Origin of the sequence: Streptomyces avidinii, from assembly GCF_045161815.1 — a bacterium.
In the GTDB taxonomy this organism is placed as follows: domain Bacteria; phylum Actinomycetota; class Actinomycetes; order Streptomycetales; family Streptomycetaceae; genus Streptomyces; species Streptomyces avidinii.
The window spans coordinates 5,431,955-5,457,158 of sequence record NZ_CP108863.1 but is presented as its reverse complement, the minus strand read 5'-3'; the positions used below and the strand labels follow the sequence as shown (position 1 = coordinate 5,457,158).

At 73.0% G+C, this 25,204-nt stretch carries 20 protein-coding genes and 1 tRNA gene; 2 read left to right on the top strand and 19 right to left on the bottom strand.

Translation table 11 applies throughout. The features are described 5' to 3' along the window. Positions 1-76: 76 nt before the first annotated feature. The 3 genes from OG373_RS24425 to OG373_RS24415 all read right to left on the bottom strand — a co-directional run bounded on the left by OG373_RS24425 (position 77) and on the right by OG373_RS24415 (position 2,254). Entirely contained in the window at positions 77-487 is a 411-nt protein-coding gene (locus OG373_RS24425; protein ID WP_405440312.1) for a type II toxin-antitoxin system death-on-curing family toxin, read from the bottom strand. Continuing rightward, complete coding sequence (locus OG373_RS24420; RefSeq protein WP_405440311.1) at positions 484-684, bottom strand: hypothetical protein; 201 nt, start codon at positions 682-684, stop codon at positions 484-486. Before OG373_RS24420 ends, OG373_RS24425 begins: the two co-directional genes overlap by 4 nt. 118 nt (positions 685-802) lie before the next feature. Next, positions 803-2,254, bottom strand: coding sequence for an MFS transporter (locus tag OG373_RS24415; protein ID WP_405440310.1), 1,452 nt, complete (start codon positions 2,252-2,254; stop codon positions 803-805). Positions 2,255-2,433: 179 nt separating this feature from the next. On the opposite strand from OG373_RS24415, the gene OG373_RS24410 reads away from it, so the two are divergent. Beyond that, a tRNA-Cys gene (locus OG373_RS24410) sits at positions 2,434-2,505 on the top strand. Positions 2,506-2,588: 83 nt separating this feature from the next. On the opposite strand, the gene mycP is transcribed toward OG373_RS24410, so the two are convergent. From mycP to OG373_RS24365, 9 genes are all read right to left on the bottom strand, one after another. Then, positions 2,589-3,770 (bottom strand): type VII secretion-associated serine protease mycosin, encoded by a 1,182-nt coding sequence (mycP, locus tag OG373_RS24405; RefSeq protein ID WP_405440309.1) that lies wholly within the window; start codon positions 3,768-3,770, stop codon positions 2,589-2,591. 21 nt (positions 3,771-3,791) lie between these two features. Continuing rightward, positions 3,792-5,252: a WXG100 family type VII secretion target gene (locus OG373_RS24400; RefSeq protein ID WP_405440308.1), complete on the bottom strand. Its 1,461-nt coding sequence runs from the start codon at positions 5,250-5,252 to the stop codon at positions 3,792-3,794. Next, a complete protein-coding gene (locus OG373_RS24395; protein ID WP_405440307.1) occupies positions 5,249-5,755 on the bottom strand; it encodes a hypothetical protein in 507 nt (168 codons plus the stop codon). Before OG373_RS24395 ends, OG373_RS24400 begins: the two co-directional genes overlap by 4 nt. Before the next feature lie 167 nt (positions 5,756-5,922). Then, on the bottom strand, positions 5,923-8,220 hold the full coding sequence (locus OG373_RS24390) for a xanthine dehydrogenase family protein molybdopterin-binding subunit (protein ID WP_405444186.1): 2,298 nt from the start codon (positions 8,218-8,220) through the stop codon (positions 5,923-5,925). Positions 8,221-8,264: 44 nt separating this feature from the next. Then, positions 8,265-10,454 carry a 2Fe-2S iron-sulfur cluster-binding protein gene (locus tag OG373_RS24385; RefSeq protein ID WP_405440305.1) on the bottom strand — a complete coding sequence of 730 codons (2,190 nt, stop codon included), beginning with the start codon at positions 10,452-10,454 and terminating at the stop codon, positions 8,265-8,267. Next, positions 10,451-11,359, bottom strand: coding sequence for a xanthine dehydrogenase family protein subunit M (locus OG373_RS24380; protein WP_051779605.1), 909 nt, complete (start codon positions 11,357-11,359; stop codon positions 10,451-10,453). The genes OG373_RS24385 and OG373_RS24380 overlap by 4 nt, the downstream gene beginning before the upstream one ends. 294 nt (positions 11,360-11,653) lie before the next feature. Then, positions 11,654-13,291, bottom strand: a complete 1,638-nt coding sequence (locus tag OG373_RS24375; protein ID WP_405440303.1) for a beta-N-acetylhexosaminidase — start codon at positions 13,289-13,291, stop codon at positions 11,654-11,656. Between the two features lie 166 nt (positions 13,292-13,457). Next, the gene (locus OG373_RS24370; RefSeq protein WP_030010729.1) at positions 13,458-13,742 is read right to left on the bottom strand and encodes a DUF3039 domain-containing protein; all 285 of its coding nucleotides are present in this window, start codon (positions 13,740-13,742) and stop codon (positions 13,458-13,460) included. Positions 13,743-13,771: 29 nt separating this feature from the next. Then, positions 13,772-14,332, bottom strand: coding sequence for a YqgE/AlgH family protein (locus OG373_RS24365; protein WP_402493906.1), 561 nt, complete (start codon positions 14,330-14,332; stop codon positions 13,772-13,774). Between the two features lie 263 nt (positions 14,333-14,595). Between OG373_RS24365 and murA the strand changes: the two genes are divergently transcribed. Further along, positions 14,596-15,939, top strand: a complete 1,344-nt coding sequence (murA, locus tag OG373_RS24360; RefSeq protein WP_397730953.1) for a UDP-N-acetylglucosamine 1-carboxyvinyltransferase — start codon at positions 14,596-14,598, stop codon at positions 15,937-15,939. A gap of 391 nt (positions 15,940-16,330) precedes the next feature. Here the strand turns inward: murA and OG373_RS24355 are convergent, their stop codons facing one another. The 7 genes from OG373_RS24355 to OG373_RS24325 form a co-directional block, all read right to left on the bottom strand. Continuing rightward, positions 16,331-16,612 carry an HU family DNA-binding protein gene (locus OG373_RS24355; protein WP_007264399.1) on the bottom strand — a complete coding sequence of 94 codons (282 nt, stop codon included), beginning with the start codon at positions 16,610-16,612 and terminating at the stop codon, positions 16,331-16,333. Positions 16,613-16,952: 340 nt separating this feature from the next. Then, complete coding sequence (locus tag OG373_RS24350) at positions 16,953-18,356, bottom strand: NAD-dependent malic enzyme (RefSeq protein ID WP_405440302.1); 1,404 nt, start codon at positions 18,354-18,356, stop codon at positions 16,953-16,955. Between the two features lie 444 nt (positions 18,357-18,800). Further along, positions 18,801-21,107 (bottom strand): HelD family protein, encoded by a 2,307-nt coding sequence (locus tag OG373_RS24345; protein WP_405440300.1) that lies wholly within the window; start codon positions 21,105-21,107, stop codon positions 18,801-18,803. A gap of 116 nt (positions 21,108-21,223) precedes the next feature. After that, positions 21,224-21,784, bottom strand: a complete 561-nt coding sequence (locus OG373_RS24340; protein ID WP_397730947.1) for a CGNR zinc finger domain-containing protein — start codon at positions 21,782-21,784, stop codon at positions 21,224-21,226. Between the two features lie 186 nt (positions 21,785-21,970). Next, complete coding sequence (locus OG373_RS24335; RefSeq protein WP_405440298.1) at positions 21,971-22,519, bottom strand: GNAT family N-acetyltransferase; 549 nt, start codon at positions 22,517-22,519, stop codon at positions 21,971-21,973. A gap of 9 nt (positions 22,520-22,528) precedes the next feature. Next, positions 22,529-23,704: a uroporphyrinogen-III synthase gene (locus OG373_RS24330; RefSeq protein WP_405440296.1), complete on the bottom strand. Its 1,176-nt coding sequence runs from the start codon at positions 23,702-23,704 to the stop codon at positions 22,529-22,531. Between the two features lie 113 nt (positions 23,705-23,817). Next, entirely contained in the window at positions 23,818-25,188 is a 1,371-nt protein-coding gene (locus OG373_RS24325; RefSeq protein ID WP_397730941.1) for a nitrate/nitrite transporter, read from the bottom strand. Positions 25,189-25,204: the final 16 nt, after the last annotated feature.

Genomic DNA, 25,204 nt, shown 5'->3' with positions numbered 1-25,204 from the left:
AACCGGGCCACCCTACCGGCCCGGGCCCGCCCCTCGCGGAGGGACAGGCCCGTGACCTCGGCGGGTGCGGCGAGCGTCACACCGCTTCGCACAACGCCCGCAGTCGGCGGGCGATCCGCGCGACGTCCGGCTCGTGTCCGGCGGCCACATCGATGACCAGCGCGTACGCGGCCTCCTGGTCCGCGTCGCCCGGGTCGGTCCCGTTCACGGCGAGGAAGGTCGCCGCGGCGAGCCAGGCGGTGCGCTTGTTCCCGTCGACCAGCGGGTGGTTCGTCGCGATGCCGTGCAGCAACGCGGCGGCCTGCTCGTACGGATCCTCGTACGCCGGAGTCCCGAACATGCGCGCGCGGGGCCGGTGCACCGCCGACTCCAGCAGCCCGGGGGCGCGCAGTTCGACGGGCTGGTCCTGGGCCAGGCAGGCGTGCCGGGCCAGGTCGAGGACCTCGGCGAGCGTGAGGTGCCGCACCGGGGCGGCGGCGGCGCTCATTCGCCGAGCCGCTTCAGCAGGGGCGCGTGCCGCAGCGCGAGCCGCAGCGCCTCCGCCCCGACCCGGTCCCGCTCGGCCCGCAGCCGCGCACGTACGGCGTCCAGCGCCAGCTCCTCGGGCGTTCGGCCGGTGGCGTCGGCCAGGTCGGCGCATTCCGTGCGCTCGGCGGCGGACAGCCGGATGATCAGCTCGTTCATGACGGGAACGGTAGCGACGCGGTCGGCGGTGACGCAGCCCTTTTCCCGCGGCACCCGAACGCCCCGGCGCTCAGGCGTCCGCCCCGCCGCTCACGCGCCGGCACTCACGCGTCGGCACTCACGCGTCGGCGGGCTCCAGCCGGGTCGCGGCCCAGGCGCCCACCAGCGCCACGCAGGCCATCGGCAGGAACACCACGGCGAACGCGGCCGGGTGCGAGGCCGACGCCCCGTCCGTCAGGGCGTGGGAGGCACCGACGGCGCCACCGCCCAGCGCGGCGAAGGCGGCGCCACCGCCGGCCAGCAGCACCACGTTCGCCAGCGCGTCGGAGATCTGCAGCGCGGCCGAGTTGGACCCCACCTCATCCGGCGCCGACAGCTGGAGCAGCAGCACGCTCGTGGAGCCGATCACCAGGCCCATGCCCAGGCAGCCCACCGCCCAGGCCAGCGCCAGCGTCCACACCGGCACCGACTCGATCAGCACGGCGGGCGCCGCGGCGATGGCCAGCGCCACCATCACCATCCCGCCCACCATCAGCCGTTCCCGGTACGGCGCCATCCGCCCCTTGGACTGCACCCAGGAGCCGCCCGCCCAGGTGAGCCCGCCCAGCGCGAGCGAGAACCCGGCCAGCGTCGGGCTCAGCCCCCGCTGGGTGACCAGCATCAGCGGTACGAAGCTCTCCGCCGCGATGAACGACCCGGCGGCCACCCCGCGCAGCAGCACCACGGACGGCAGCCCGCGCCGCGCCCGGTAGGTCCCGCGCGGCAGCAGCCCCAGCACGGCGGGCACCAGCAGGGCGGCGCCGGCGATGCCCGGCACGATCGAGAGCCACCGCGGGTCCTGGGCGGCGTACTGGAGCAGCCCGGCCCCCACCGAGATGCCGAGGGCCAGCCGGATCCGCCGCCGGTCGAAGGCCACGGGCGGGGCGTCGGGGTCGACGGGCCCGGACGCGGTCCGCCGTATCGCGGGCAGCGCCACCACGAGCGGGACCACGACCAGCGCCGGTATCCCGAGGAACACCCACCGCCACCCGAGGTGCTCGGTGACCGTCCCGGAAGCCAGCGGCCCGACGATGGAGGGGACCACCCAGCTCGCGGCGAAGGCGGCCATGATCGCGGGCCGCAGCCGCTCCTCGTAGGCCCGGCTGACGACGACGTACAGGGCGACGATGACCAGCCCGCCCCCGAAGCCCTGCACGGCCCGGCCGAGCACGAACACCCACATGACGCCGGCGGTCCCGGAGACCACGAGCCCGGAGGCGAAGGCTGCGATCCCGACGGTCAGGGGCCGCAGCGGCCCCTGCCGGTCGGCCCACTGGCCGGCCAGGACCATGCCGAAGAGGCTGGTGGTGAAGTAGGCGGAGAAGGCGAAGGCGTAGAGCCCGACCCCGTCGAGCTCGCGGGCGGCGACGGGCATGGCCGTACCGACGGCGGTGGCCTCGAAGGCGATGAGGAAGACGACGGAGATGACCCCGATGCTGAGCGTCCGGTAGGCGGGCCCGAGAACCCCGCCCCCGGGCAGGGGCGGGGGCGGTGCGGTTCGCTGGGGCACACGGGGTTCAAGGGCGCTCATCGCCCCAGAGTAAGGTGCGTAGCCCTGGAGTGACCCTGTCAATTCGACGGATCCCGCCCTCGGCCGCGAGACCTAGGTCGTCCGACTGTGAACGCGGCATGGCAGTCGCGTTGCACGGCCCGGCAAAACCTTCCCCGCCCCCACGGGCCCCCGTACGGTCGTGCACATCACCACCACACAGCCGTGTGCCCGAGTGGTTGAGGGACTCGCCTGCAAAGCGAGTTACGCCGGTTCGATTCCGGTCACGGCTTCGCGGCGGGCCGCTCAGGGGCAGGCGCACCCCTGAGCGGCCTTCGCCTTTTCCGGCCCGGCTTCGCCCGAGCGACGTACTTCTTCAGCGATTGCGGCGTACGACGACCACGGTCACGGCCCCACCGATCAGCACGCAGGCCCCGAGCCCGAGCGCGATCCAGGGAAGCGAGCTGCCGCTCTTCTTCTCCTCGGCCCGCGCGGCCGGCTTGGACGCCGCGGAGTCGGGCGCCTTGCCGTCCGGGGAGCCGGAGGGGGCCGTGCCGCCGGCTGCGGCCGCGAGGTCGGGCAGCGGGTAGACATCGGCCGGTCCGGGGTCACCGGGATTCTGCAGCGCGACACGGGGCCGGACAATTCCATGGCCGACGTAGTCGTTGCGCCCGGAGCCGTCGGCGGGCTTGCCGGCGGTGTTCAGGAGGACGCGGAGTACCTGGTTGTTGGTCCAGTCGGGGTGGGCGGACCAGAGGAGAGCGGCGGAGGCGGAGGCGAGTCCGGCGGCGTCACTGGTGCCGTGGGTCTTGCACAGCCCCGACTTGCCCTTGCAGGCCGAAACGATGTCGATGCCCGGTGCTGCCAGATCGATCTGCGGTCCGTGCTGCGACTCCTTGGTCGGCTCCCCGTTGGCGTCGACCGCGCCAACACCCACCACTCCAGGAGTCGCCGCAGGGTAGGCGATGAGATTGGTGGAGTCGCCTGTGTTTCCTGCCGCGGCGAAGATCAGCTTTCCTCTCGAGATCGCATACTTCACAGCGGCAGCCCGATCCTGATCTTCCTCAGGCTTACTTGGAATACCCATCGAAATATTGATCACCTTGGCGTCCGAGTCTGCCGCATATCGGATGCCTTCGACCATCGATGGGGTCGATGCCGACTCCATGGAGTCGGGTACTCGGATCGGCAGGATCTTGACTCCAGGTGCAAGGCCGTATGCCCCATCACCACTGGGGTGCTTTCCGGTAGCGGCGATCATCGCAGCCATGCCAGTGCCGTGACCGAAGTAGTCGTTGTCCCTACCAACCTCTGCGTCGCCAATAGGGAAAGCCTTGCCCGGAAGGACTTGACCCTCCAGCTCCGGGATCTGGTTGACACCTGTATCGATCACCGCAACGGTGATCCCTTTTCCGTTGGTGATCTTCCAAATCTCGTCGGCCTTCATGGCGTCGAGATGCCATTGCTGCGCACGGATGGTCTCCGCGTGGGCCGGGGTCGCGGCGACCCCGGCCAGCAGGAGGCCCACCAGGGCCGAGGTCGCCTTACGCATGCGCATCCCGTGCAATGTCCGTTCTGCTCAGTCGATCACGGGCGGGGCAACGCGACGGTTGCCCTGCCAGGTCTCTTCGTCCTCGGTCAGGTAGTCGGGGCGTTCGCCACCCTGGTCGTTCCGTCGTTTGCCCGGAGCCTGCGCACCTGCGCCGGCGTGGCCCATGGGACCCGCGCCGTTACGCACGAGGCCAGAGCCTCCCTGGGTGAACGGCTGACCGCCGGCAATCGGGCGGCCGACCGCACCGGTCTGACGCCCTCCGAGGACACCACCCGGCTCCGTTGCCAGCCGACGACCAGCCTGGAAGCCTCCCTGGCTGCTGCCGTGGCCGCCTCCGGCACCGTGTCCCATCCCGCCGCCGCCCATGGGACGGCCGGTCTGAGTTCCCTCGCCGATGACCGTGCCGCGCGGGATGCCCGAGCTGGGTCCGGTGGAGGTGACAGGACGACCGCCGGTGATACCGCTGTCACGCGGAAGCAGGCCGGGCGTACCGCCGACCTTGCCACCAGGGGCGCCGGGACCGGTCAGACCCGGGTACGGGCCGATACCGGGACCGGCGGCAATGGGGCCGGGCCCCTTCAATCCGCCGACCGGCGGGAAAGCCACTGGCGGAGCAAGGGGGCCAGGAGTGGGCCCAACGGGACCCGTGGGCGGCTGACCACCAGGCACGGTCGTCACTGGCAGCGCGGTACGGTCTGGAAGGGTCGCGACGCTGTCCAGGTCCACGTTCACCTCGCGGTCCGGGATCACCGGCGGGGGCGTCGACGGAAGCGTGTTGTCCGGCTTCGGCTGATGCCCAGTTACCGAGCCCGAGTCGTTCGACGTCGCACCATTGCCCGAACTCGACGGCGTGTAGGAGGAACTGGACGAACCGTATTCCCCGCCAGACCCCCCTCCCGGCCTCGCCATGTCCTGCCCGTCGAAATAGCCGTCCGGCACAAGCACTGGCGGCGGCAGCGGGAACGTCGGGATCTTTGCCTTGTCCATTTCCGCGGACGACTGCTCGTACGACCCGGACAGCTTGTTCATCGCGTCCACGGCCCGTGCGTGGTCTCCGCTCAGCTTCGACCACGCCTCCTGCCCGAGCTGCACCGCATCCGGGTCGTTGTGGTACTCGCGGGACGTCGCGAGGTTCTCCTTGAGGGTCGCCTCCGCCGACGCGCTGTACTTGGGCATGTCGCCCGTACCGCTCTTCGGCTTGACCTCGCGCATGACCTGGGCCGTCTGCGTCATGTACTTGCCGCCCGCAGCGCTGTACTCGGCCAGGACCAGCGTGGCGCTTCCCGCCTGGTTCACCCAGTTCTGGAAGGCCGTCGCCGCCTCGCCCTCCCAGCCCTTGACCTTGTGGTCCTTGAGGTTGTTGCCGATCTCCTCGATCACCTTGGCGGCGTCGGTGAGCTGCGTTCCCCGAGCGCTGACCACCTCGTCGTCGAGCGCGGCGATCATCGCGTAGAGCTGTGCATGCGTGTAGCTCTCGAAATCGCTCATCCGTAGGAAGCTCCCTTCTTCCCCTGCGGCTCGGCAGCCGCCTTCACCGCGTACGGGTCACGCTTCTCCACGTATTGATCGTGAGCCTGCTTGGCCAGTGCGGCCATGCGGCGCTTCGTCTCCTCGTCCACCCCGCTGTAGCCCTTGCCCGCGGACTGGACGGCAATACCCAGGGCCTCGATCTGCACCGCCAGCCCCTTCGACAGCTTCTGCAGCTCCGAGTGGACGGTGTTGTACGCCTTGTTGAGCTTCTCGGCCGCGGGGAAGCCCGTGCCCAGGGCTCCCGCCGGCATCGTGCCGTCCGCCAGCTTCCCGTGGTGTGCCGGCGACTCCTGAAGCTTCGTCAGGAGGCCGTCCACCAGGTTCTTGTAGTCCTTCAGGTCGTCGTACTGGATCCGCAGCGCCGCCGCCGCGGCCTGCGCGGCCGCCTGCGCGGCGATCCCGGCCGAAACTCCGGCCGCGATGTTGATCCCGAGCAGACCTACCCCGTTGTCCTCTGCCACCTGGGCCTCCCGACTCCCCGTCATCCCCGTGGGCGCAGCGCTCGCGCCGCTCCCCAACCCCGTTCGCACCCGCGTGCACACGTACACGCACACCCGTGCCGATCACTCTAGCGACCGGCACGGACAGCCCCAAGTCCGGGGTTGCACGTGCAATGTGGGTCACACGGTCACGAGTTGGGCGCACCCACCGCGGCGGAGGGCCTGATCGGCAGGCGGTTCACCGGGCGGCCCGTGGCCGCGCGGACCGCGGAGGCCACCGCCGCCGGGGTTGTCACCACGGGAACCGCACTCGCCGCCTTCGCGCCGAAGGGGGCCACCACGTCGCGTTCCTCGACCAGTTTGACGATGCGGACCGTCGGGGCGTCCAGCGCCGTCGGCAGGGCGTAGCCCGTCAGGTCCGGGTGGCGGACCAGGCCGGCGACCGTGCGGAGGTTCTCCGTCAGGGCCGCTCCCACGCCCTGGGTGACGCCCGCCTCGATACGGGCCTCCAGCTGACGGGGGTTCAGGATGCGGCCCACGTCCTGGGCGACGGCGAGTTCCACGACCCGTACCGAGCCCAGCTCGATGTCCACGTCCACCACCGCGCGGATCGCGCAGAAGGCGAGGCCCACGAAGGCGTCGCCCTGGCCGTCGGCGTCCAGGGGTTCCGTCGGGTGGGGGCGGCACTGGGCCGTCGCCCAGAGTTCCTTGCCCGCCATGGCCTCGGCGACCGTGGTCGAGAAGGCTCCGTCGTACGAGGTGATCCGGCCGTCCTGGATCTGCAGGAGCTCCGTGGACATGCCCAGCTTGTGGGCCATCGGCTGGAGGAGTTGGGTGCGGACCATCTTGGCCGCGCGCTCCACCGCGCCCCCGGACACCCACGTGTGGCGGCCGTGCGCCGACGGGCCGGCCGGCGGCTGGTCGGTGTCGACCGGGGCCGTGATGACCTCGTCGACGCCCAGGACCTCCTGGACGATCTGGCGGGCCAGCGTGGCGAAGCCCTGGCCGGTGTCGACGGCCGCGCAGATGACCGTGGCAGCGCCGTTGACCACCTTCACCGTGGCCGTGGAGACCTCGTCCGTGCCCTCCGCGCCGAGCATGTGCACCATGCCGACGCCGTAGCCGACGCCGCGGCGCACCGCGCCCGGCTCGCCCGCGCCCTCCGGGCCGCCCGGCAGCAGCCACTCGTCCTCGGGGGCGTCCTTGGGCAGGGAGGGCAGTTCGAAGTCCCGGACCGCGCGGAGCAGTTCGGCCACCGGCGCCGGGCAGGTCACCGTCTGGCCGGTCGGCAGGAGGTCGCCCGTGGCCAGGACGTTGCGCAGGCGCAGTTCCGCGCCGTCGAGGCCGAGGGCGGCCGCGAGCTTGTCCATCTGGCCCTCGTACGCGGCGCACACCTGCATGGCGCCCTCGCCGCGGACGTGGCCCGACGGCGGGTTGTTGGTGCGGACCGCCCAGCCCTCGACGAAGGCGTGCGGGACGACGTACGGGCCGCAGGCGAAGGCCACCGCCGCGGCCAGGGATTCCGCGGAGGCGTCGGCGTACGCGCCCGCGTCCATCAGGATCTGCGCCTCGACCTTGACCAGCCGGCCCTCCGCGTCCGCGTGGTGGCGGTAGCGCAGCAGGGTCGGGTGCCGGTGGGTGTGGCCGAGGAAGGACTCCTCGCGGGTGGCGGCCAGTTTGACCGGGCAGCCGGTGCGCAGGGCGAGCAGGCCGAGCGGGAGCTGGAAGGCGGCGTCCTCGCGGTCCGCCGTCGCGCCCGGCACGCCGGTGACGACGACGCGCACGCGGTCCGGTTCCAGTCCGAAGCAGGCGGCGGCCAGGTCGCGGTCGCTGTGCGGGTCGGTGGAGGCGGTGTAGAGCTCCACCCCGCCGTCGGGGCGCGGCACGGCCAGTCCGGCCTCGGCGCCGATGGGGGCGGGGTCCTGGCGGCCGATCCGGTACAGGCCCTCGACGACCACCTCGCCGGTGGCCTCCGGGTCGCCGTAGCGGAGCGGGATGTGCCGGATGAGGTTGCCGTCGGGGTGCAGGGCGGGGGCGCCGAAGGACTGCTCGGGGTCGGTGACCGGGTCGAGGAGTTCGTACTCGACGGCGATCGCGGCCGCGGCGAGCCGCGCCGTGTCCGGGTGGTCTGCGGCGACGGCGGCGATGGGCTCGCCGTGGTGGCGTACGACATCGTGCGCGAACACCGGCCGGTCCGCGATGCGGCGGCCGTGCGTGGTGGCGCCGGGCACGTCGGCGTGGGTGACGACGGCGCGGACGCCGGGCATCTCCGAGGCGGCCGTGGTGTCGATGGACAGGATCCGGGCGTGGGCGTGCGGGGAGCGCAGTACGGCGGCCCACAGGAGGCCCTCGGCCCACAGGTCGGCGGCGTAGGGGAAGGTGCCCTCGGTCTTGGCGCGGGTGTCCGCGGCCGGGACGGAGGCGCCGATTCCGCGCGGCTCCTGCTGCTCGGAGGCTTCGGAATCGGTGGCGGCCAGTGCCGTCACCGTCGTGTTCAGCGCCGTCGTCGCGGTCGCCGCGTCCTGACCGCTCACGCCGTGCCTCCGTGGTGGATGCCGCCCTCGCCGGGCGCTGCCTGGTGCGGGATACGCGGCTCCGGTCCACCCGGGCCGACGCCCGGGCCGACGCCCTCGCTCGCGCCCGGGGCCGCGGGCTCCGCGGCCGCCGCCTCGCGCTCGGCCACGACCTCGCGCACGGCGTCGACGACGCCCGAGTAGCCCGAGCAGCGGCAGAGGTTGCCGCAGAGGGCCTGCCGGGTCTCCAGCTCGCTGGGGGCGTGGTTGCCCTCCAGCAGGTCGTGGATCGTCATGGCCATGCCGGGCACGCAGAACCCGCACTGCACCGCGCCCGACCTGCACAACGCCTGCTGGACGTCCGAGAGTTCCCCGTTCGTCGCGAGACCCTCGACGGTACGGACCTCGCTGCCGGCGGCCGTGGCCGCGGGCACCAGGCAGGAGGCGACGAGCCGGCCGTCGACCTGCACGGCGCAGGCGCCGCACTCGCCCTGCGAGCAGCCGTCCTTGGCGCCGGCGAGGCCGAGGCGCTCGCGCAGCACGTACAGGAGGGACTCGCCGATCCAGGCGCCGGTGACGGGCCGGTCGGCGCCGTTGACGCGCAGGACGTAGGAGGCCGACGGGTGCTCGTGCTCGTGTTGGGCGACGGCCCCGGCGGTCGCTTCTTCTTCGTACGTCGCCACCTCGTCCGGGAAACCTGCGGCGGTGCCCTCGTCCCGGAGCGCGTCCCCGCTGTCGGCGGTGTCCGCGGTCGGCATGAGGTCGGCCGGGGGCTCCTGCTCGGCCGGCCCGTCCCCGCTGCCGGGGTCGGACTCCGCGGCGGCGGGCTCCCCCGCGTAGGCGTCCTCGTGCGCGACCCGGTGCGGGTCCTCGTGCGCGACCCGGTGTGCCTCCGTGGGCCCGGGCTCCGGCACGTGGCCGAAGGCGCTGAAGCCGCGCCCGTCGGTGCCGTGGATGCCGTCGGCGCTCTCGGTGCCGTCGGGCTGCGCGGACTCGGCGGCCGGCGCCTGCTCCTGCGCGCGCACTCCGCCGAAGATGTCCAGGCCGCCGGAGGCCACCGACTGCTGCTCGGTGGCGGCGACGGCCGCTACGGCCGCGGCGGCCTGCTCGGCGTAATCGGCCGCCTCCGCGTACCCGGCGTAATCGCCCTGCCCCGTGTGCCCCGCGTGGCCCGCGTGCCCCGTGTGCTCCACGTGCCCGGTGTGACCCGCGTGGTCGGCGGCCCTGGCGCCCTCGGCCGGCTCCGCCGCCGGGCCGTGCGCGGCCTCGATGTCGTGCGGGGCCGGGTGCACCGGCTCGTCCTCGGGCAGCGGGGTGCCCACCCCGGGTCCGCCCAGCACCCGCGGCCCGCGCCCGGCGGCGCCCACCCCGGGCCCGCCGAGCAGCCGCCCGGCGGCGTGCGCGGTCGCGGCTGCGGCGGCCGAAGCGGCGGCGGCCTCGTCCGTGCCGGGCAGCACACCGGCGCCCGCACCGGCCGCCGTACCCGCACCCGCACCGGTGCCCGCGTGCGGGTCCCCGGCGGGCTGCTGCGTCAGGTAGGCCCACGGCGCCGGGGCGCCGCCCGGCAGCGTCGCCGGGGCCTGGCTCCAGTCGGCGTCCAGCGCGCCCGGCCGGAAGTCGTTCTGCGGTTCGGGGTATTCGTTGTACTCGGGCACGGCCCACTGACCGGTCGCCGAAGCGGCCGCCTCGGGGTCGTGCGCCACCTCCGGGAACCGCCACTCGGCCGTCGCACTGGGATCGGACACCGGCTGCTCCGGCTCGGCCTCGGCGAAGGCCGCGGCGACCGACGCCGGGATCGGGACCGACGCCGGGATCGGCCCGCCCACCGACCCGGACCCCGGCCCCTGGCCGTGGCCCGCACCGGAACCGTGGCCCGCACCGGGACCCTGGCCCGCACCGGCCGCGTGCTCCGCATCCGCCTGCCCCGAACCGCCCGCCTCCGACCACTGCACCGGAATCGTCCACGTGCCCGTGGCCGCCGGATCCGTACTGGCCGAGCCGAGCGGCACGATCATCGGCGGCGGCACGTAGCCGTGGCCGGGCGCCGCGAGCGGCTCCCCGGTGCCGAGCGCGTCCAGCATGTCCTGCGGCAGTTTCACGAAGGCCGTGGCGTCCGAGTCGTACTCGCCGCCCTGCGGGACGGGTTCCCAGCCCCAGCCCGCTGTGCCGTTCCCCTGGGTCACGTTCTCGTTCTCGTTCTCGCTCATGAGGTCAGCGCCCTCCCGAGGGCCCTGCGCGCCAGCACGGCCACCGTCCGCCGCAGATGCAGTACTCCGGGAGCCACCGGTTCGCCCTGGTCGGGCACGCAGGCGGCCGCGACGTACTCGCCGAAGGCCTCCAGTGCCTCGGGGGCCAGGCTCCGCCCGCCGTCCCAGTCGATCAGCGAGGCCACCCACTGCTCGGCCTCCAGCGGCCGCAGCGGCATCGGGGCGACCGCGCCGATCGCGCAGCGCACGCCCCTGCGCGCGGGGTCCAGGACGAGCCCCACGGAGGCCACCGCACGCCCCGGCCCGGTACGGCCCGTGGCCTTCAGGAACACCTGTGGCGCGTGCAGCAGCGGCACCCGCACGAAGCCGATCAGCTCCCCGGGCCGCAGCATCTCCCGCCCGGCCAGCAGGTACGACACCGGGATCTCCCGCTGCCCGCCCGGGCCGACGATGACGAGTACGGCCTCCAGCGCGGCCAGCACGGGCAGTGCGTCACCGGTGGGCGCGGCGGTCGCGATGTTGCCGCCGAGGGTGCCGGCGTTGCGGATCTGCGGGGGGCCGGCGGCGCGGGCCGCGGCCGCGAGCGCGGGGATCAGAGCGGCGAAATCCGGCCGCCCCATCCGTGCGTGCGTGAGTCCCGCGCCGAGCAGCGCGTGGCCGTCCTGGTACTGCCAGCCGCGGATCTCGTTGATCCGGCCCAGGCCCACCAGGGCGGCGGGCCGCAGCAGCCCTGCGTTGACGGCGGCCATCAGGTCGGTGCCGCCCGCGACCGGCACGGCGGCGGGCATGGCGGTGAGCGCCGCCACGGCCTCGTCGAGCGAGGCCGGCAGCGTCACGGACTGCGCCGCCTGCGGGCCCTGCGGCCCCTGAGGTGAATCCAGTGCGTGCGGTGCGTGCGTGGTCAACCCAGCTGCCCCTTCCCGATGTCCCGGTCCCGGCGCTCACGCCTGTCCGCCGTACGGTACGTGCTCACCGCCGGGACGTGGCAACTCTGGCACATGTTCCGGGCCGCCCGGCGCGAGGGTCCGCCCACCGCACCCGGCACCGCACACGGTGCCCCGTACGGGCCGTAGGGCCCCGTCGCACGGCCTTCGGCAGCGCTCCTCCCCGATTGCCCGGTTTTCCCCGTATAGCCGGAAATTGAGGCAGAGTTCCGCTCCCGTTCCCTTTCGGTTCCGGTGTGCGCCGTCACCCCTGTGTCACACGTTCGGGGGCGCGCCCTCGATCGGGCGCCCCGACACCCCGGGCCGCCGCTGGCGCGGCAACGGCCCGCCCGGCGGCCGATAATCGACCCCCTGGGCGTCCAACCGCGCGTAGTGCGCGGCCATCCGCCCCTCGAACCCCGCGAAGTCGCGTTCGAGGGGCTCGGGCTGCGCCGACCACACCACTTCCGCGAAGGCCGCCAGCCGCGGGAACACCTGGTAGTCGACCCGGTCCCGGTTCTCCATCACCTCGGTCCAGACGTTGGCCTGCGCGCCCAGCACGTGGGCGGCGGCCTCCGCCGACAGCTTCGGCGGCACCGGCTCGAAGCGGTAGACGTCCTCCAGCGAGCGGACGTACCCGATGGGCATCGGCTCGTCCGGGCCGCCCGCCTGCCGGTGGTCCAGGTACACCTGCTGCTCGGGGCACATGACCACGTCGTGCCCGGCCTCGGCGGCGGCGATCCCGCCCGCGTAGCCGCGCCACGAGGACACCGCGGCGCCGTCCGCGAGCCCGCCCTCCAGGATCTCGTCCCATCCGATCAGCCGCCGCCCGCGTGCGGCGAGCCAGCCGTCGAAGTGCCGGACGAACCAGGCCTGCAGCCCGTCCTCCCCGTCCACGCCCAGCTCGCGGATCCGTTCCTGGGCGACCGCCGAGGCCTTCCACTGCGCTTTGGGGCATTCGTCCCCGCCCACGTGCACGAAGGGCGAGACCTCCACCGGGAACAGCTCCAGCAGCTCCTCGAAGACCCCTTCGTAGAACCGCAGCACGGCCTCGGTCGGCGCGAGCACGTTCTCGGTGATCCCCCAGTCGTCCCACACCCCCAGCGCGGCGGTGTCGACCACGTCGGTGTTCCCCAGCTCCGGGTACGCGGCGATCGCCGCCTGCGAATGCCCCGGTACGTCGATCTCCGGGACCACCCGGACGTGCCGCTCGGCGGCGTACGCGACGATCTCGCGGATGTCGTCCTGGGTGTAGAAGCCGCCGTGCGGGGTCTCGTTCCACAGCGGCGAGGCCCGGTGGCCCCACCGGCTGCGCGCCCGCCATCCGCCGACCTCGGTCAGCCGCGGGTGGCGCTTGATCTCGATCCGCCAGCCCTGGTCGTCGGTCAGGTGCAGGTGCAGCACGTTGAGCTTGTGCGCGGCGAGCAGGTCGATGTAGCGCAGTACGCCGTCCTTGGGCATGAAGTGCCGGGCGACGTCCAGCATCATCCCGCGCCAGCCGAACCGCGGACCGTCCACGACGCAGGCGTACGGCAGGCTCCACGTGCGGCCGGGCAGCGGCGCGCTGCGGTACGCGTCGGGCCCCAGCAGCTGACGCAGCGTCTGGGCGCCCCAGAACAGCCCGGCGGCCGTCGCGCCCGTCAGCTCCGCCCCGTCCGGGCCGATGTCCATGCGGTACGACTCCGGCCCCCGGTCCCCCGCGAGGTCCGGGTCGACGCGCAGCCGCAGCTCCGCGATCACGCCGGCCCCGGCGGCGGGCAGTTCCCAGCCGGTGGCCGCCCCGAGCTCCCGCCGCAGCCAGCGGGCGACCGGGCCGGCGCCCGGCCCGGCGTCGAGGACGGGCTCGGGCCCGAACGCGAAGCGGCGTCCGTCCTCGTCGAGGCGTAGGGCCCGGGGTGCGGGGATCAGATCCATGCGTCAGCCCTTCACGACCACGTGTTGCGTCCTGCGCAACGCTCGTTCCGCAGGGCGCTCGTGGCGCCGACCCTAACGCGCCGTGCGGGCACGGCAAAGACCCCCGGACGCGCTGTGGCGCACCGGGGGTCTCGGTCCTGCGGAAAAGAAGAGGCCGGGGGTCGGACTACTTGTCCTTGCCGCCCTTGTCCTTGTCCCCACCGGGGCCCATGGACTCGTAGATCTCCTTGCACATGGGGCAGACCGGGTACTTCTTGGGGTCCCGGCCCGGCACCCAGACCTTGCCGCAGAGCGCGACGACGGGGGTCCCGTCGAGGGCGCTCGCCATGATCTTGTCCTTCTGGACGTAGTGGGCGAAGCGCTCGTGGTCGCCGTCACCGTGCGACACCTGCGGCGTCGGCTCTACGAGGGTCCCCGTGCCAGTCCCGCGCTCGGGCTCAAGAGTGCTCATGGAACCCAGGGTACTTAACCCCGCGCCCGTCAGTTGAGCGACGGGTCGTCCGGATACGTGGCGACCATCGCGAGGTCACTGCGCTGGCGGCGCAGCACCGCCCGCCAGAGCCGCTCCGGGTCGGGGAAGGACACGTCCCCGGGCTCCGACTCGACCACGTACCAGGCGCCCTCGCCGAGCTCCGCCTCCAGCTGCCCCGGGCCCCAGCCGGAGTAACCCGCGAAGATCCGCAGGCCTCCCAGCGCCGCGGCCAGCAGCTCCGGCGGCGCCTCCAGGTCGACCAGTCCGATCGCCCCGTACACCCGGCGCCAGCCCAGCGGACCCTCCTCGCCCGGGATGACCGCCAGGCCCAGGGCCGAGTCCAGCGCCACGGGCCCGCCCTGGAAGACCACACCGGGGTCGCCCGCCAGGGGCGCCCAGGGCAGCAGGACGTCGCCGACGCCCACGGGCGTCGGCCGGTTGAGGACCACGCCGAGGGAGCCCTGCTCGTCGTGGTCGAGCAGCAGCACCACCGCGCGGTCGAAATTCGGGTCCGCGAGGGCTGGGGTGGCCACGAGCAGCCGCCCTGTGAGGGAGGACACCTCGGTCATGCCGCCATGATCCCGCACATCGGCCGATTACGGGGTGCGGGCGCAGAGATCGGATCGCCCGCAGCTCAGGGCGCACGGCAGCAGCGAGGAGCGCGCGCGGACGGAGTAGGCGGAACGCAACACTCCGCCATGCGGTGGATACGGAGGGTGTTGTACCGAATTCCTTACAGTCCTACGGCCACGTCGGCCTTACGAACAAGGGGGTGGTGACCCTTACCCTTTTCCCTGGCCCCCTGCCCACCCCTCTCCGGAACGCGAGATTCATGACCGGCATCAGTGACGATGTACTGCTTGTCCACGGCGGTACCCCGCTCGAGGGCGAGATCCGTGTCCGTGGTGCGAAGAACCTCGTGCCCAAGGCCATGGTCGCCGCTCTGCTCGGCAGCGGACCCAGCCGGCTGCGCAACGTTCCCGACATCCGTGACGTGCGCGTCGTCCGCGGGCTGCTCCAGCTGCACGGGGTGACGGTCCGTCCCGGCGAGGAGCCGGGCGAGCTCGTCCTCGACCCGACCCACGTCGAGAGCGCGAACGTCGCCGACATCGACGCCCACGCGGGCTCCTCGCGCATCCCGATCCTGTTCTGCGGCCCCCTGCTGCACCGGCTCGGCCACGCCTTCATCCCGGGTCTGGGCGGCTGCGACATCGGCGGCCGGCCGATCGACTTCCACTTCGACGTGCTCCGCCAGTTCGGCGCGACCATCGAGAAGCGCGAGGGCGGCCAGTACCTGGAAGCCCCGCAGCGCCTGCGGGGCTGCAAGATCCGCCTCCCCTACCCGTCGGTCGGCTCGACCGAGCAGGTGCTGCTGACGGCCGTCCTGGCCGAGGGCGTCACCGAGCTCAGCAACGCCGCGGTGGAGCCGGAGATCGAAGACCTCATCTGCGTCCTGCAGAAGATGGGCGCGATCATCTCCGTCGACACCGACCGGACCATCCGGATCACCGGTGTCGACAGCCTCGGCGGTTACAACCACAAGGCCCTCCCGGACCGTCTGGAGGCCGCCTCCTGGGCGTCCGCGGCCCTCGCCACCGGCGGCAACATCTACGTGCGCGGCGCCCAGCAGCGCTCGATGATGACTTTCCTGAACACCTTCCGCCGGGTCGGCGGGGCGTTCGAGATCGACGACGACGGCATCCGCTTCTGGCACCCGGGCGGCCCGCTCAAGGCCATCGCGCTGGAGACGGACGTCCACCCCGGCTTCCAGACCGACTGGCAGCAGCCGCTGGTCGTGGCCCTGACGCAGGCCTCCGGCCTGTCGATCGTCCACGAGACGGTCTACGAGTCCCGGCTCGGCTTCACCTCGGCGCTCAACCAGATGGGTGCTCACATCCAGCTGTACCGCGAGTGCCTGGGCGGCTCGGCCTGCCGCTTCGGCCAGCGCAACTTCCTGCACTCGGCGGTCGTCTCCGGCCCCACCAAGCTGCAGGGCGCCGACCTGGTCATCCCCGACCTGCGCGGCGGGTTCTCGTACCTGATCGCGGCACTGGCCGCCGAGGGCACCTCGCGCGTCCACGGCATCGACCTGATCAACCGCGGCTACGAGAACTTCATGGAGAAGCTCGTGGAACTCGGCGCGAAGGTCGAGCTCCCGGGCGGCGACCTCGTCTAGCCGTACCGGGACGTACGAGCCGCACCGCGCGGGTCGCATACGCAGCAGCCCCCCGGGCCCCGCACAGGGCCCGGGGGGCTTTCTCGTGGCCTCCCGCGGCCGGGTGGGGCATGCCACGGGCATACCGGGGCCCCGCCAAGGGCCCTGACGGGGCCTCACAGGGCCTGCCGGGCGGTCCCGGGCCACCCGGGCCGGACCCCGGCCGGCGCGGCTCCCCCGGCCCGCGTCCCGTCCGCCCGCGTCCGCCCGTCCGATTCCGGCCCCGGCCGGCACCGTCCGGCCCCGGACAGGCCGAAGGGCGGCCACCCCGCCCGGGGGTGACCGCCCATCGTCGTTCTGCGTACTACTGCCGTTCCAAAGGCCTGTGCGGCCCTCGGCGCCGGGGCAGGACTTACTTGCCCTTGGCGGCTTCCTTGAGCTTGGAGCCCGCGGAGACCTTCACGCTGTAGCCGGCCGGGATCTGGATGGGGTCGCCGGTCTGCGGGTTGCGCGCGGTGCGAGCGGCACGGTGGGTGCGCTCGAAGGTCAGGAAGCCGGGGATGGTGACCTTCTCGTCGCCCTTGGCGACAATCTCGCCGACGGTCTCGGCGAGCGCGGCCAGAACGGCGTCGGCGTCCTTGCGGGTCACCTCGGCGCGCTCGGACAGAGCGGCCACCAGCTCACTGCGGTTCATGTTGTACTCCCGTGTTCAACTTGCCTTAGAGGCGTGAGATCGAAGCCGATGCTGCCAGGGCCCTAGGACAGTCCCCGGACCCGGGTCTGAACGTCAGACCCTCTCGCCCGGTTACGCATCCTGCCCCCACCAGCGGCGGGAAAGCCAATCCGGCACCCGTCGGGGTCACACGAAAAGCGCCACAGTCACACCACGGTGACGCTCTGTCCACGCCCTCGCTCACACGCCGCTGCGGACCGCGGACCTCGCGGGCATCCCCGCAACCCTAGAGGCGGCCCGTCGGGCCCGCATCTCGCGACGCGCCGGGATCAGAGCGCCGTGAGGGCCGTCACAGCGGGGCTCACGCCCCCGAGGCGGCCTTGCGGACGGCGCCCGCGACCGCACCGGCGACCTTGTCGTTGAACACCGACGGGATGATGTAGTTCGCGTTCAGCTCGTCCTCGCCGACGACGTCCGCCAGCGCGCTCGCGGCGGCCAGCATCATCTCCGTGTTCACGGTGCGGGACTGAGCGTCCAGCAGACCGCGGAAGACACCCGGGAAGACCAGCACGTTGTTGATCTGGTTCGGGAAGTCGGAGCGGCCGGTGGCGACGACCGCGGCGGTCTGACGGGCGACGGCCGGGTCCACCTCGGGGTCCGGGTTCGCGAGCGCGAACACGATCGCGCCCTCCGCCATCGCGGCGACGTCCTCGCCGGACAGTACGTTCGGGGCCGAGACGCCGATGAACACGTCGGCGCCGACCACGGCCTCCTTCAGGGTGCCCGTGTAGCCCTCGGGGTTGGTGTTGTCGGCGATCCAGCGCAGCGGGGAGTCGGGCGCGGCGTCCACGAGGTCGGGGCGGTCCGCGTGCACGACACCGTGGATGTCGGCGCTCACCGCGTTCTTGACGCCCGCCGCGAGGAGCAGCTTGAGGATGGCGGTACCGGCCGCGCCGGCGCCCGACATGACGACCTTGACGTCGCCAACTGCCTTGCCCACCACGCGCAGTGCGTTGGTGAGGGCGGCGAGCACGACGATCGCGGTGCCGTGCTGGTCGTCGTGGAAGACGGGGATGTCGAGGGCCTCGCGCAGCCGGGCCTCGATCTCGAAGCAGCGCGGCGCGGAGATGTCCTCCAGGTTGATGCCGGCGAAGCCGGGGGCGATGGCCTTGACGATCGCGACGATCTCGTCGGCGTCCTGGGTGTCGAGGCAGATCGGCCAGGCGTCGATGCCGGCGAAGCGCTTGAAGAGGGCCGCCTTGCCCTCCATGACGGGCAGCGCGGCCATCGGGCCGATGTTGCCGAGGCCCAGGACGGCCGAGCCGTCGGTCACGACTGCGACGGAGTTGCGCTTGATGGTGAGGCGGCGCGCGTCCTCGGGGTTCTCGGCGATCGCCATGCACACGCGGGCGACGCCCGGGGTGTAGATCATCGAGAGGTCGTCACGGTTGCGGATGGGGTGCTTGGACGACATCTCGATCTTGCCGCCGAGGTGCATCAGGAAGGTGCGGTCGGAGACCTTGCCGAGGCTGACGCCCTCGATGCCGCGCAGCTTCTCGACGATCTCGTCCGCGTGCGCGGTGGAGGTCGCGGCGATGGTGACGTCGATCCGGAGCTTCTCGTGGCCGGATGCGGTCACGTCGAGGCCGGTGACCGATCCGCCGGAGGACTCCACGGCGGTGGTGAGCTGGGAGACCGCGGTTCCGCTCGCGGGCACTTCCAGACGGACCGTCATCGAATACGAGACGCTGGGCGCCGTTGCCATGGCCGTGTTCCTCTTCTGTCCCTGGTTCGCTGTAACACACAGAGCCCCGCTGCACAGCAGGTGCGGCAGGACCTGTTGTCCGATCGTCCCACCTACCAGCCAGTACAAGGTAACCAGCTACAAAATTCGGAAAGACTCTTCCACCATACGAGATTCCAGGGGGGTTCGGAATGGTGGGGTCATACAAAACAGGTCCGCGCCCCCCACAGGTGGGGGACGCGGACCTGGTGATTCGTACGTCTATGACACCGACCCGCCATGCTCGCCTCGCGGCAAGTGGTCGCTCTGAGCGACGAAGGTTGGGCCCGGGGGCTTGGATCGAGTCGGTGCCGTACCCAGGCTAACAAAGGATCGCCGAAAGTGATCCCCCTGCTCACGCCCGTAATCCGAGCGCCACGCTCCTGGCCGCGGGCCATCCGGCCGTACGGGGCCCCGAGCGACGGCCTACGGCAGCAGCAGCTCCGGCACCCCGTCCGCGCCGGGCTTGTCCCGGTCGGCCGAGACCACCGTCAGCTGCTGCGTCGCGCGCGTCAGCGCCACGTACAGCACCCGCAGGCCCGCCGGGGACTCGTCCGCGATCTCCGCCGGGGAGACGACCACCGTGGCGTCGTACTCCAGGCCCTTGGCCTCCAGGCTGCCCAGCGCCACCGCCCGCTCGCCGAGGTCCGCGAGCCAGCCCGCGGCCTCCGCGCGCCGGTCCATGGCCACGACCACGCCGACCGTGCCGTCCACCTGCTCCAGCAGCCGCCGGGTCTCCTCCCGCACCGCGGTGCCGAGGTCGCCCCGGGCGGCCGTGAAGCGGGGCTCCAGCCCCGTGGAGCGCACCGCGGACGGCGGCTCCATCCCGGGCATCGCCAGCCGCAGCACCCGGGAGGCGACCTCGGCGACCTCGGCCGGGTTGCGGTAGTTCACCGTCAGGGTGAACCGCCGGCGCGGGCGCGACCCGAGGGCCTCGTCGCGGGCCGCGGCGGCCTCCTCCGGGTCCGTCCAGGAGGACTGCGCCGGGTCGCCGACGACCGTCCAGGTGCCGTGCCGGCCCCGGCGGCCCACCATCCGCCACTGCATCGGCGTCAGGTCCTGGGCCTCGTCCACGATGACGTGCGCGTACTCGGTGCGCTCCGCCGCGAGCCGCTCGGCCCGCTCCCACTGGGTCTCCTCGCGGGTCGGCATCAGCTCCTCCAGCCCGCTGAGCTGGTCGAGCGGGTCCATCTCGCGCTTGCGCCTCGGCCGCGCCGGGGCGCCGAGCAGCTGCTGGAGCTCGTCCAGCAGCGCCACGTCGTGCACCGACAGGGGGCCCTTGCCGTCCGGACCCACCCGGCGCAGCGAGCGGGCCAGCTGGCGGGTCTCGCGCGGGTTCAGGTCCCGGCGCGACCAGCGGCCGAGGTGGCGCTCGTCGGCGAGCGCGGCAAGCACCGCGCGCGGTGTCAGCTCGGGCCACCAGGCATTGAGGAAGCCGATGAAGGCGTCCTCGGTGGAGATGTCCTCGTCGAAGGCGGAGCGCAGTTCGGCGGCCAGCTCCGGGTCGCTGTGCCGGCCCGCGCCGCCGGACTTCGCGTAGAGGGCGTCGAGCAGCAGCTTGCGGGCGCGCGGGCGCAGCAGGTTGACCGGGGCGGTGCCACTGAGCACGTTCTGCCGGATCCGGTTCAGCTCGGCCGCCTCCAGCTCGTGGCGGCGGCCGAAGGCCACCACGCGCAGCCGGTCGGGGGCGCCACCGAGCTCCAGTGCGCCGCGTACGGCCTTGCGGAGCACCTTCAGCATCCGCGAGGAGCCCTTGATGCGGGCCACGGCCGGGGAGTCGTAGGTGGTGGCCTCCGCGCCGTCGACGAGCGAGCCGAGGGCCCGGATCGCCACCTGGCCCTCCTCGCCCAGCGAGGGCAGCACGCCCTCGGTGTACGCGACGAGCAGCGGGGTCGGGGAGACGATCAGGATGCCGCCGGAGTAGCGGCGCCGGTCCTGGTAGAGCAGGTAGGCGGCGCGGTGCAGGGCGACGGCGGTCTTGCCGGTGCCGGGGCCGCCGGCGACCTCGGCGACGGAGGCGGCGGGGGCCCGGATGACCAGGTCCTGCTCGGCCTGGATGGAGGAGACGATGTCGCGCATGGAGTGCGTACGGGCCCGCCCGAGGGCGGCCATCAGGGCGCCGTCGCCGATGGCGGGCAGCTCCCGGCCGTCCAGGAACGCGGTGACCTCCGGGCGCATCAGGTCGTCCTCGACCCCCAGCACCTTGCGGCCCTTGGAACGGATGACGCGGCGTCGCACGACCCGGCCCGGGTCCTTGGGCGTGGACCGGTAGAACGGCGCGGCCGCCGGTGCGCGCCAGTCGATGACCAGCGGCGCGTAGTCGGAGTCCAGGACTCCGATGCGGCCGATGTGCAGCGTCTCGGCGACGTCGGCGGTGAGGTCCTCGCGGATCGCGTCGTCGGCGGGGTCGACGGAGGTGTACGCGCCGTCCGCGCCGCGCTCCCCGTCCTTGCCGAGCACCAGGTCGATGCGGCCGAAGAGGAAGTCCTCGAACTCGTTGTTCAGCCGGTTCAGGTGGATGCCCGCCCGGAAGACCTGCGCGTCGCGCTCGGCGAGTGCGCCGGGCGTACCCACCTGGCCGCGCTTGGCGGCGTCGTTCATGAGGAACTCGGCCTCGTGGATCTTCTCCTCAAGGCGTCGGTACACCTGGTCGAGATGCGTCTGCTCGACCGCGATCTCCCGATCGCGGACGGAATCCGCCGTGCTGTCGACAGCGGCATTCTGCGCGGCCACCAAGGCCCCCTTCTGACGTGCATGGGCGACCGTCAACCGTACGCGAATCGGCCCCCTGTCCGCACGCCCGTTCCGGAATGGGTCTCGCAGAGTGGTACGCGGGGTGGTGGGCCCGGCTACCGGGGCCCGGCGGCCAGGGCCCGGCGCCGGTGCCGGGCCACGCGCTCGCGGTTGCCGCAGCGCTCGCTGGAGCACCAGCGGCGCCGGTGCCCGCGGGAGGTGTCCAGGTAGACGCGGGTGCAGCCGTCTCCGTCGCAGGCCCGCAGCAGCGCCAGGTCACCGGGATCGGTCAGCAGCTCGACGGCGTCCCGGGCGACGGCCGCGAGCAGCGCGCCGCACTCCACGCCGCCGCACAACTCCCGTACGAGGTGCCCTTCCTGGTCCCGTACGGCGCACAGGCCAGGGGGTGGTCCGGCGGCCAGTGCGTTGACGCGGGCGAGGGCGTGCTCGTCGGGATCGGTGCCGAGCAGCTCCGCCCGTACGAGGGTTTCCACGTCGGCGCGCAGGGCCCGGAAGGCCGCGGCCCACTCGGGTCCCACCCGGGCGAGCGGCGTCCGGTCGGGTACCAGGCCGGCCCCGGCGAGCCACAGCCGCAGCTCGTCACCGTCCGGGATCGCCTCATGGGGAGTGAAGGTGGCCACCAGGTCCAGGCAGATCCGCCCGGAATCGAACCGCATGCCGTCAGCCTCCCGTCGTGGGGGTGCCGTACCAGATTGCCGCCCGGCGGGTCACAGCGGAAGCCCCCGAACCGGTGGGCTCGTCCTTGCGCTGCGCGCACCCACGGGCTGCTGCCGGCCATCTTCAGCCTCGCCGGCGTTTGAGGTGTGCCGGAGGGGCTGGATCGGCCAGCGGGGCTGGGTCGGCTAGGCCGCCGGAGGGTTGTCGTGGAGGAGGCGTTGGAAGAGGCGGTGGTCGCGCCAGGCACCGTTGATGTGCAGGTAGCGCGGCGCGAGGCCGAACTGCTCGAAGCCCGCCTTCGCCAGCACCCGCTGCGAGGCCAGGTTGTCGACCAGGGTGCCCGCCTCCACGCGGTGCAGGCCCAGCTCGTCGCGGGCGACCCGGCAGACCTCCTCCAGGCCCGCGGTGGCCAGCCCCTTGCCGTGCCAGGCGGGGTCGACCCAGTACCCGACACCGCCGCTGCACAGCGGCCCGTACGCGATCGAGCCGAGGTTGATCGCGCCGACGGGCGCACCGGTGGCCGTCTCGACGAACACGTACGGGACGATCCGCCCCGCGTCCCGTTCCGCGAGCACCCCCTCCAGCCGCTCCCGCTGGCCGGCCTCCGTGTAGTAGGCGTCCTGGCGGACCGGCTCGACGTGTGCCATGAACGCCCGGTTCCGGGCGAACGCCTCGGCCAGCCCGGCGGCGTCGCCGAGCACGACGCCCCTCATCTCAACCCCGTCAATGATCATCCCGGCACGCTAGCCGAGGACCCCCCTGGCCGTCACCGCGTCGGCGGGAAGCTCCCCGTACTTGGCCTCCCCGCCCGCGTCCAGCGAGAGCCGGTATCCCCGCTTGACCACCGTCTGGATCACGTTCGGCGCCCCGAGCGCCACCCGCAGGCGGGCCATCGCCGTCTCCACCGCGTGCTCGTCCCGGCCCGCGCCCGGCAGTGCGCGCAGCAGGTCCGCGCGGGAGACCACCCAGCCCGGGCGCCGGGCCAGCGCCCGCAGCAGGGCCATGCCCGCCGGCGGTACGGGCCTCAGCTGCGTGTCCACCAGGACCGCGTGGCCGCGGATCTCCAGCCGGTGCCCGGCCACCGGCAGCACCCGGGCCCGGCCGGGCAGCTCGCGGCAGAGCAACTGCACGAGCGGGCCCAGCCGGAACCGCTCGGGCTGCACCGTGTCCACCCCGTGCGCCTGGAGCGGCAGCGCGGTCACCGGGCCCACGCACGCGGACAGCAGCCTGCCGCGCAGGGCTTCCAGTACGGCCTCGCGCAGCCCCCGCTCCTCCGCCCGGGACAGCAACGAGGCCGCCGCCGGCGCGGAGGTGAAGCTGACCGCGTCCACCCCGCCGGCGATCACCGCGTCCAGCAGGCGGTCCAGCGGCCCGAGGTCCTCCGGGGCCATCCACCGGTACACCGGGACCACCACCACCTCGCCGCCGCCCTCCCGCAGCGCCTCGACGAAGCCGGGCAGCGGCTCCCCGTGCAGCTGGAGCGCGATTCGCCGGCCGGCCACCCCCGCCGTCAGCAGCCGCTGCAGTACCTCGGCGAGCGATTCGGAGTCCGGGGACCAGGTCTCCACGAGCCCGGCGGCCCGGATCGCACCCTTCACCTTCGGTCCGCGTGCCAGCAGTTCGGTGGCCCGCAGCCGTTCCAGCAGGTCCTCGCCGACACCCCACCCGTCGGCCGCCTCGATCCATCCCCGGAAACCGATCGCGGTGGTGGCCACGACCACGTCGGGTGCGCAGTCGATCAGTTCCTTCGTGGCGGCCAGCAGCTCGCTGTCGTCGGCGAGCGGCACGATCCGCAGTGCCGGCGCGTGCAGTACGGCCGCTCCGCGCCGCCGGAGCAGGGCGATGAGCTCGTCCGCCCGCCGGGCTGCCGTGACCCCGACGGTGAAGCCCGCGAGCGGGCCGTTGTTCGTGTCGTCCATCGTGACCATCGTGACCTGCCTAGTGACGCATGCGGGGCGGTGTGGGGCGGTACGGGCGGACCGAGCCTGCCAACCTGTCGTGTCGGACTCGGTTCACCCGTATTTCGCCCCGGTTACACCGACGTGAGCTGCGGTTTCGTCTCGGCCCCGACCGTGTGGATCACCGGGGCCGCGGGGCGGCGAAGGTATACCGCCCACGTCACCGCGCAGCACAGGGCGTAGAAGCCGAGGAAGGTGACGAAGGCCGCCGTTCCGGAGCCGGAGGTACGGAACGCCTCCCGGAAGACCAGGTTGATGCCCAGTCCGCCGAGCGCGCCGACGGCGCCGATGAGCCCCATGGAGGCGCCGGAGAGCCGCCGCCCGTACGCGGCCGCGCCCTCGCCGGTCATGCCGCGCGCCAGCGCCTTCGCCTGGAAGATGCCCGGGATCATCTTGTACGTCGATCCGTTGCCGAGCCCGCTCAGGACGAACAGCGCCACGAACCCCACGAGGAAGACCGGCAGCGAGGACCGCTGGGAGGCGAACACCACCACTGCGGTGGCCGCCGCCATCGCCACGAACGTGCCCAGGGTGATCCTCGCCCCGCCGAAGCGGTCCGCGAGCGCCCCGCCCACCGGCCTGATCAGCGATCCGAGCAGCGGCCCCATGAAGGTCAGCGAGGCGGCCTGGAGCGGGGTGCGGCCGAACTGGGTCTGCAGCACCAGCCCGAAGGCGAAGCTGTAGCCGATGAAGGACCCGAAGGTCCCGATGTAGAGGAACGCCATGATCCAGGTGTGCGCGTCCTTCAGCGCCTCGCGGACCGCGCCGGTGTCGTTGCGCACGGGCGCCAGGTTGTCCATCCGTACGGCCGCCAGGACGGCCGCGAGCACGATCAGCGGGATGTAGGCGGCCAGCAGGTACCGCGGGTGAGCGGCCCCGGCGGTCGCGATGACCAGCAGCCCGGCGAGCTGCACCACGGGAACGCCGATGTTGCCGCCGCCGGCGTTCAGGCCGAGTGCCCAGCCCTTCTTGCGCAGCGGGAAGAAGGCGTTGATGTTGGTCATGGAGGAGGCGAAGTTGCCGCCGCCGACGCCGGTGAGGGCCGCGACGACCAGGAAGGTCCCGTACGAGGTCCCGGGCTCCATCACCACGAGCGCGGCGACCGTCGGCGCGAGCAGCAGCAGCGCGCTGACGACGGTCCAGTTCCGGCCGCCGAAGCGGGCGACGGCGAAGGTGTACGGGACCCGGACGACCGCGCCCACCAGGGTGGCGGTGGCGATCAGGAAGAACTTCCCGGCCGGGTCGATCCCGTAGGCCGGTCCCATGAAGAGGACCATCACGGACCAGAGCGACCAGATCGAGAAGCCGATGTGCTCGGAGAACACGGAGTAGACCAGGTTGCGGCGGGCGGTCCGCTCCCCCGTCTCCTTCCAGAAGGTCTCGTCCTCGGGGTCCCACCGCTCGATCCAGCGGCCCCCCTTGCGCGGTGCGGTCGTACCGGTCATCACACGCCTCCACAGC

Coding starts and splice junctions, on each gene's coding strand:
- OG373_RS24425 (WP_405440312.1), bottom strand. CDS start 487: ATGAGCGCCGCCGCCGCCCCGGTGCGGCACCTCACGCTCGCCGAGGTC.
- OG373_RS24420 (WP_405440311.1), bottom strand. CDS start 684: ATGAACGAGCTGATCATCCGGCTGTCCGCCGCCGAGCGCACGGAATGC.
- OG373_RS24415 (WP_405440310.1), bottom strand. CDS start 2,254: ATGAGCGCCCTTGAACCCCGTGTGCCCCAGCGAACCGCACCGCCCCCG.
- mycP (WP_405440309.1), bottom strand. CDS start 3,770: ATGCGCATGCGTAAGGCGACCTCGGCCCTGGTGGGCCTCCTGCTGGCC.
- OG373_RS24400 (WP_405440308.1), bottom strand. CDS start 5,252: ATGAGCGATTTCGAGAGCTACACGCATGCACAGCTCTACGCGATGATC.
- OG373_RS24385 (WP_405440305.1), bottom strand. CDS start 10,454: ATGAGCGAGAACGAGAACGAGAACGTGACCCAGGGGAACGGCACAGCG.
- OG373_RS24375 (WP_405440303.1), bottom strand. CDS start 13,291: ATGGATCTGATCCCCGCACCCCGGGCCCTACGCCTCGACGAGGACGGA.
- OG373_RS24370 (WP_030010729.1), bottom strand. CDS start 13,742: ATGAGCACTCTTGAGCCCGAGCGCGGGACTGGCACGGGGACCCTCGTA.
- OG373_RS24365 (WP_402493906.1), bottom strand. CDS start 14,332: ATGACCGAGGTGTCCTCCCTCACAGGGCGGCTGCTCGTGGCCACCCCA.
- murA (WP_397730953.1), top strand. CDS start 14,596: ATGACCGGCATCAGTGACGATGTACTGCTTGTCCACGGCGGTACCCCG.
- OG373_RS24355 (WP_007264399.1), bottom strand. CDS start 16,612: ATGAACCGCAGTGAGCTGGTGGCCGCTCTGTCCGAGCGCGCCGAGGTG.
- OG373_RS24350 (WP_405440302.1), bottom strand. CDS start 18,356: ATGGCAACGGCGCCCAGCGTCTCGTATTCGATGACGGTCCGTCTGGAA.
- OG373_RS24340 (WP_397730947.1), bottom strand. CDS start 21,784: ATGCGGTTCGATTCCGGGCGGATCTGCCTGGACCTGGTGGCCACCTTC.
- OG373_RS24335 (WP_405440298.1), bottom strand. CDS start 22,519: ATGATCATTGACGGGGTTGAGATGAGGGGCGTCGTGCTCGGCGACGCC.
- OG373_RS24330 (WP_405440296.1), bottom strand. CDS start 23,704: ATGGACGACACGAACAACGGCCCGCTCGCGGGCTTCACCGTCGGGGTC.
- OG373_RS24325 (WP_397730941.1), bottom strand. CDS start 25,188: ATGACCGGTACGACCGCACCGCGCAAGGGGGGCCGCTGGATCGAGCGG.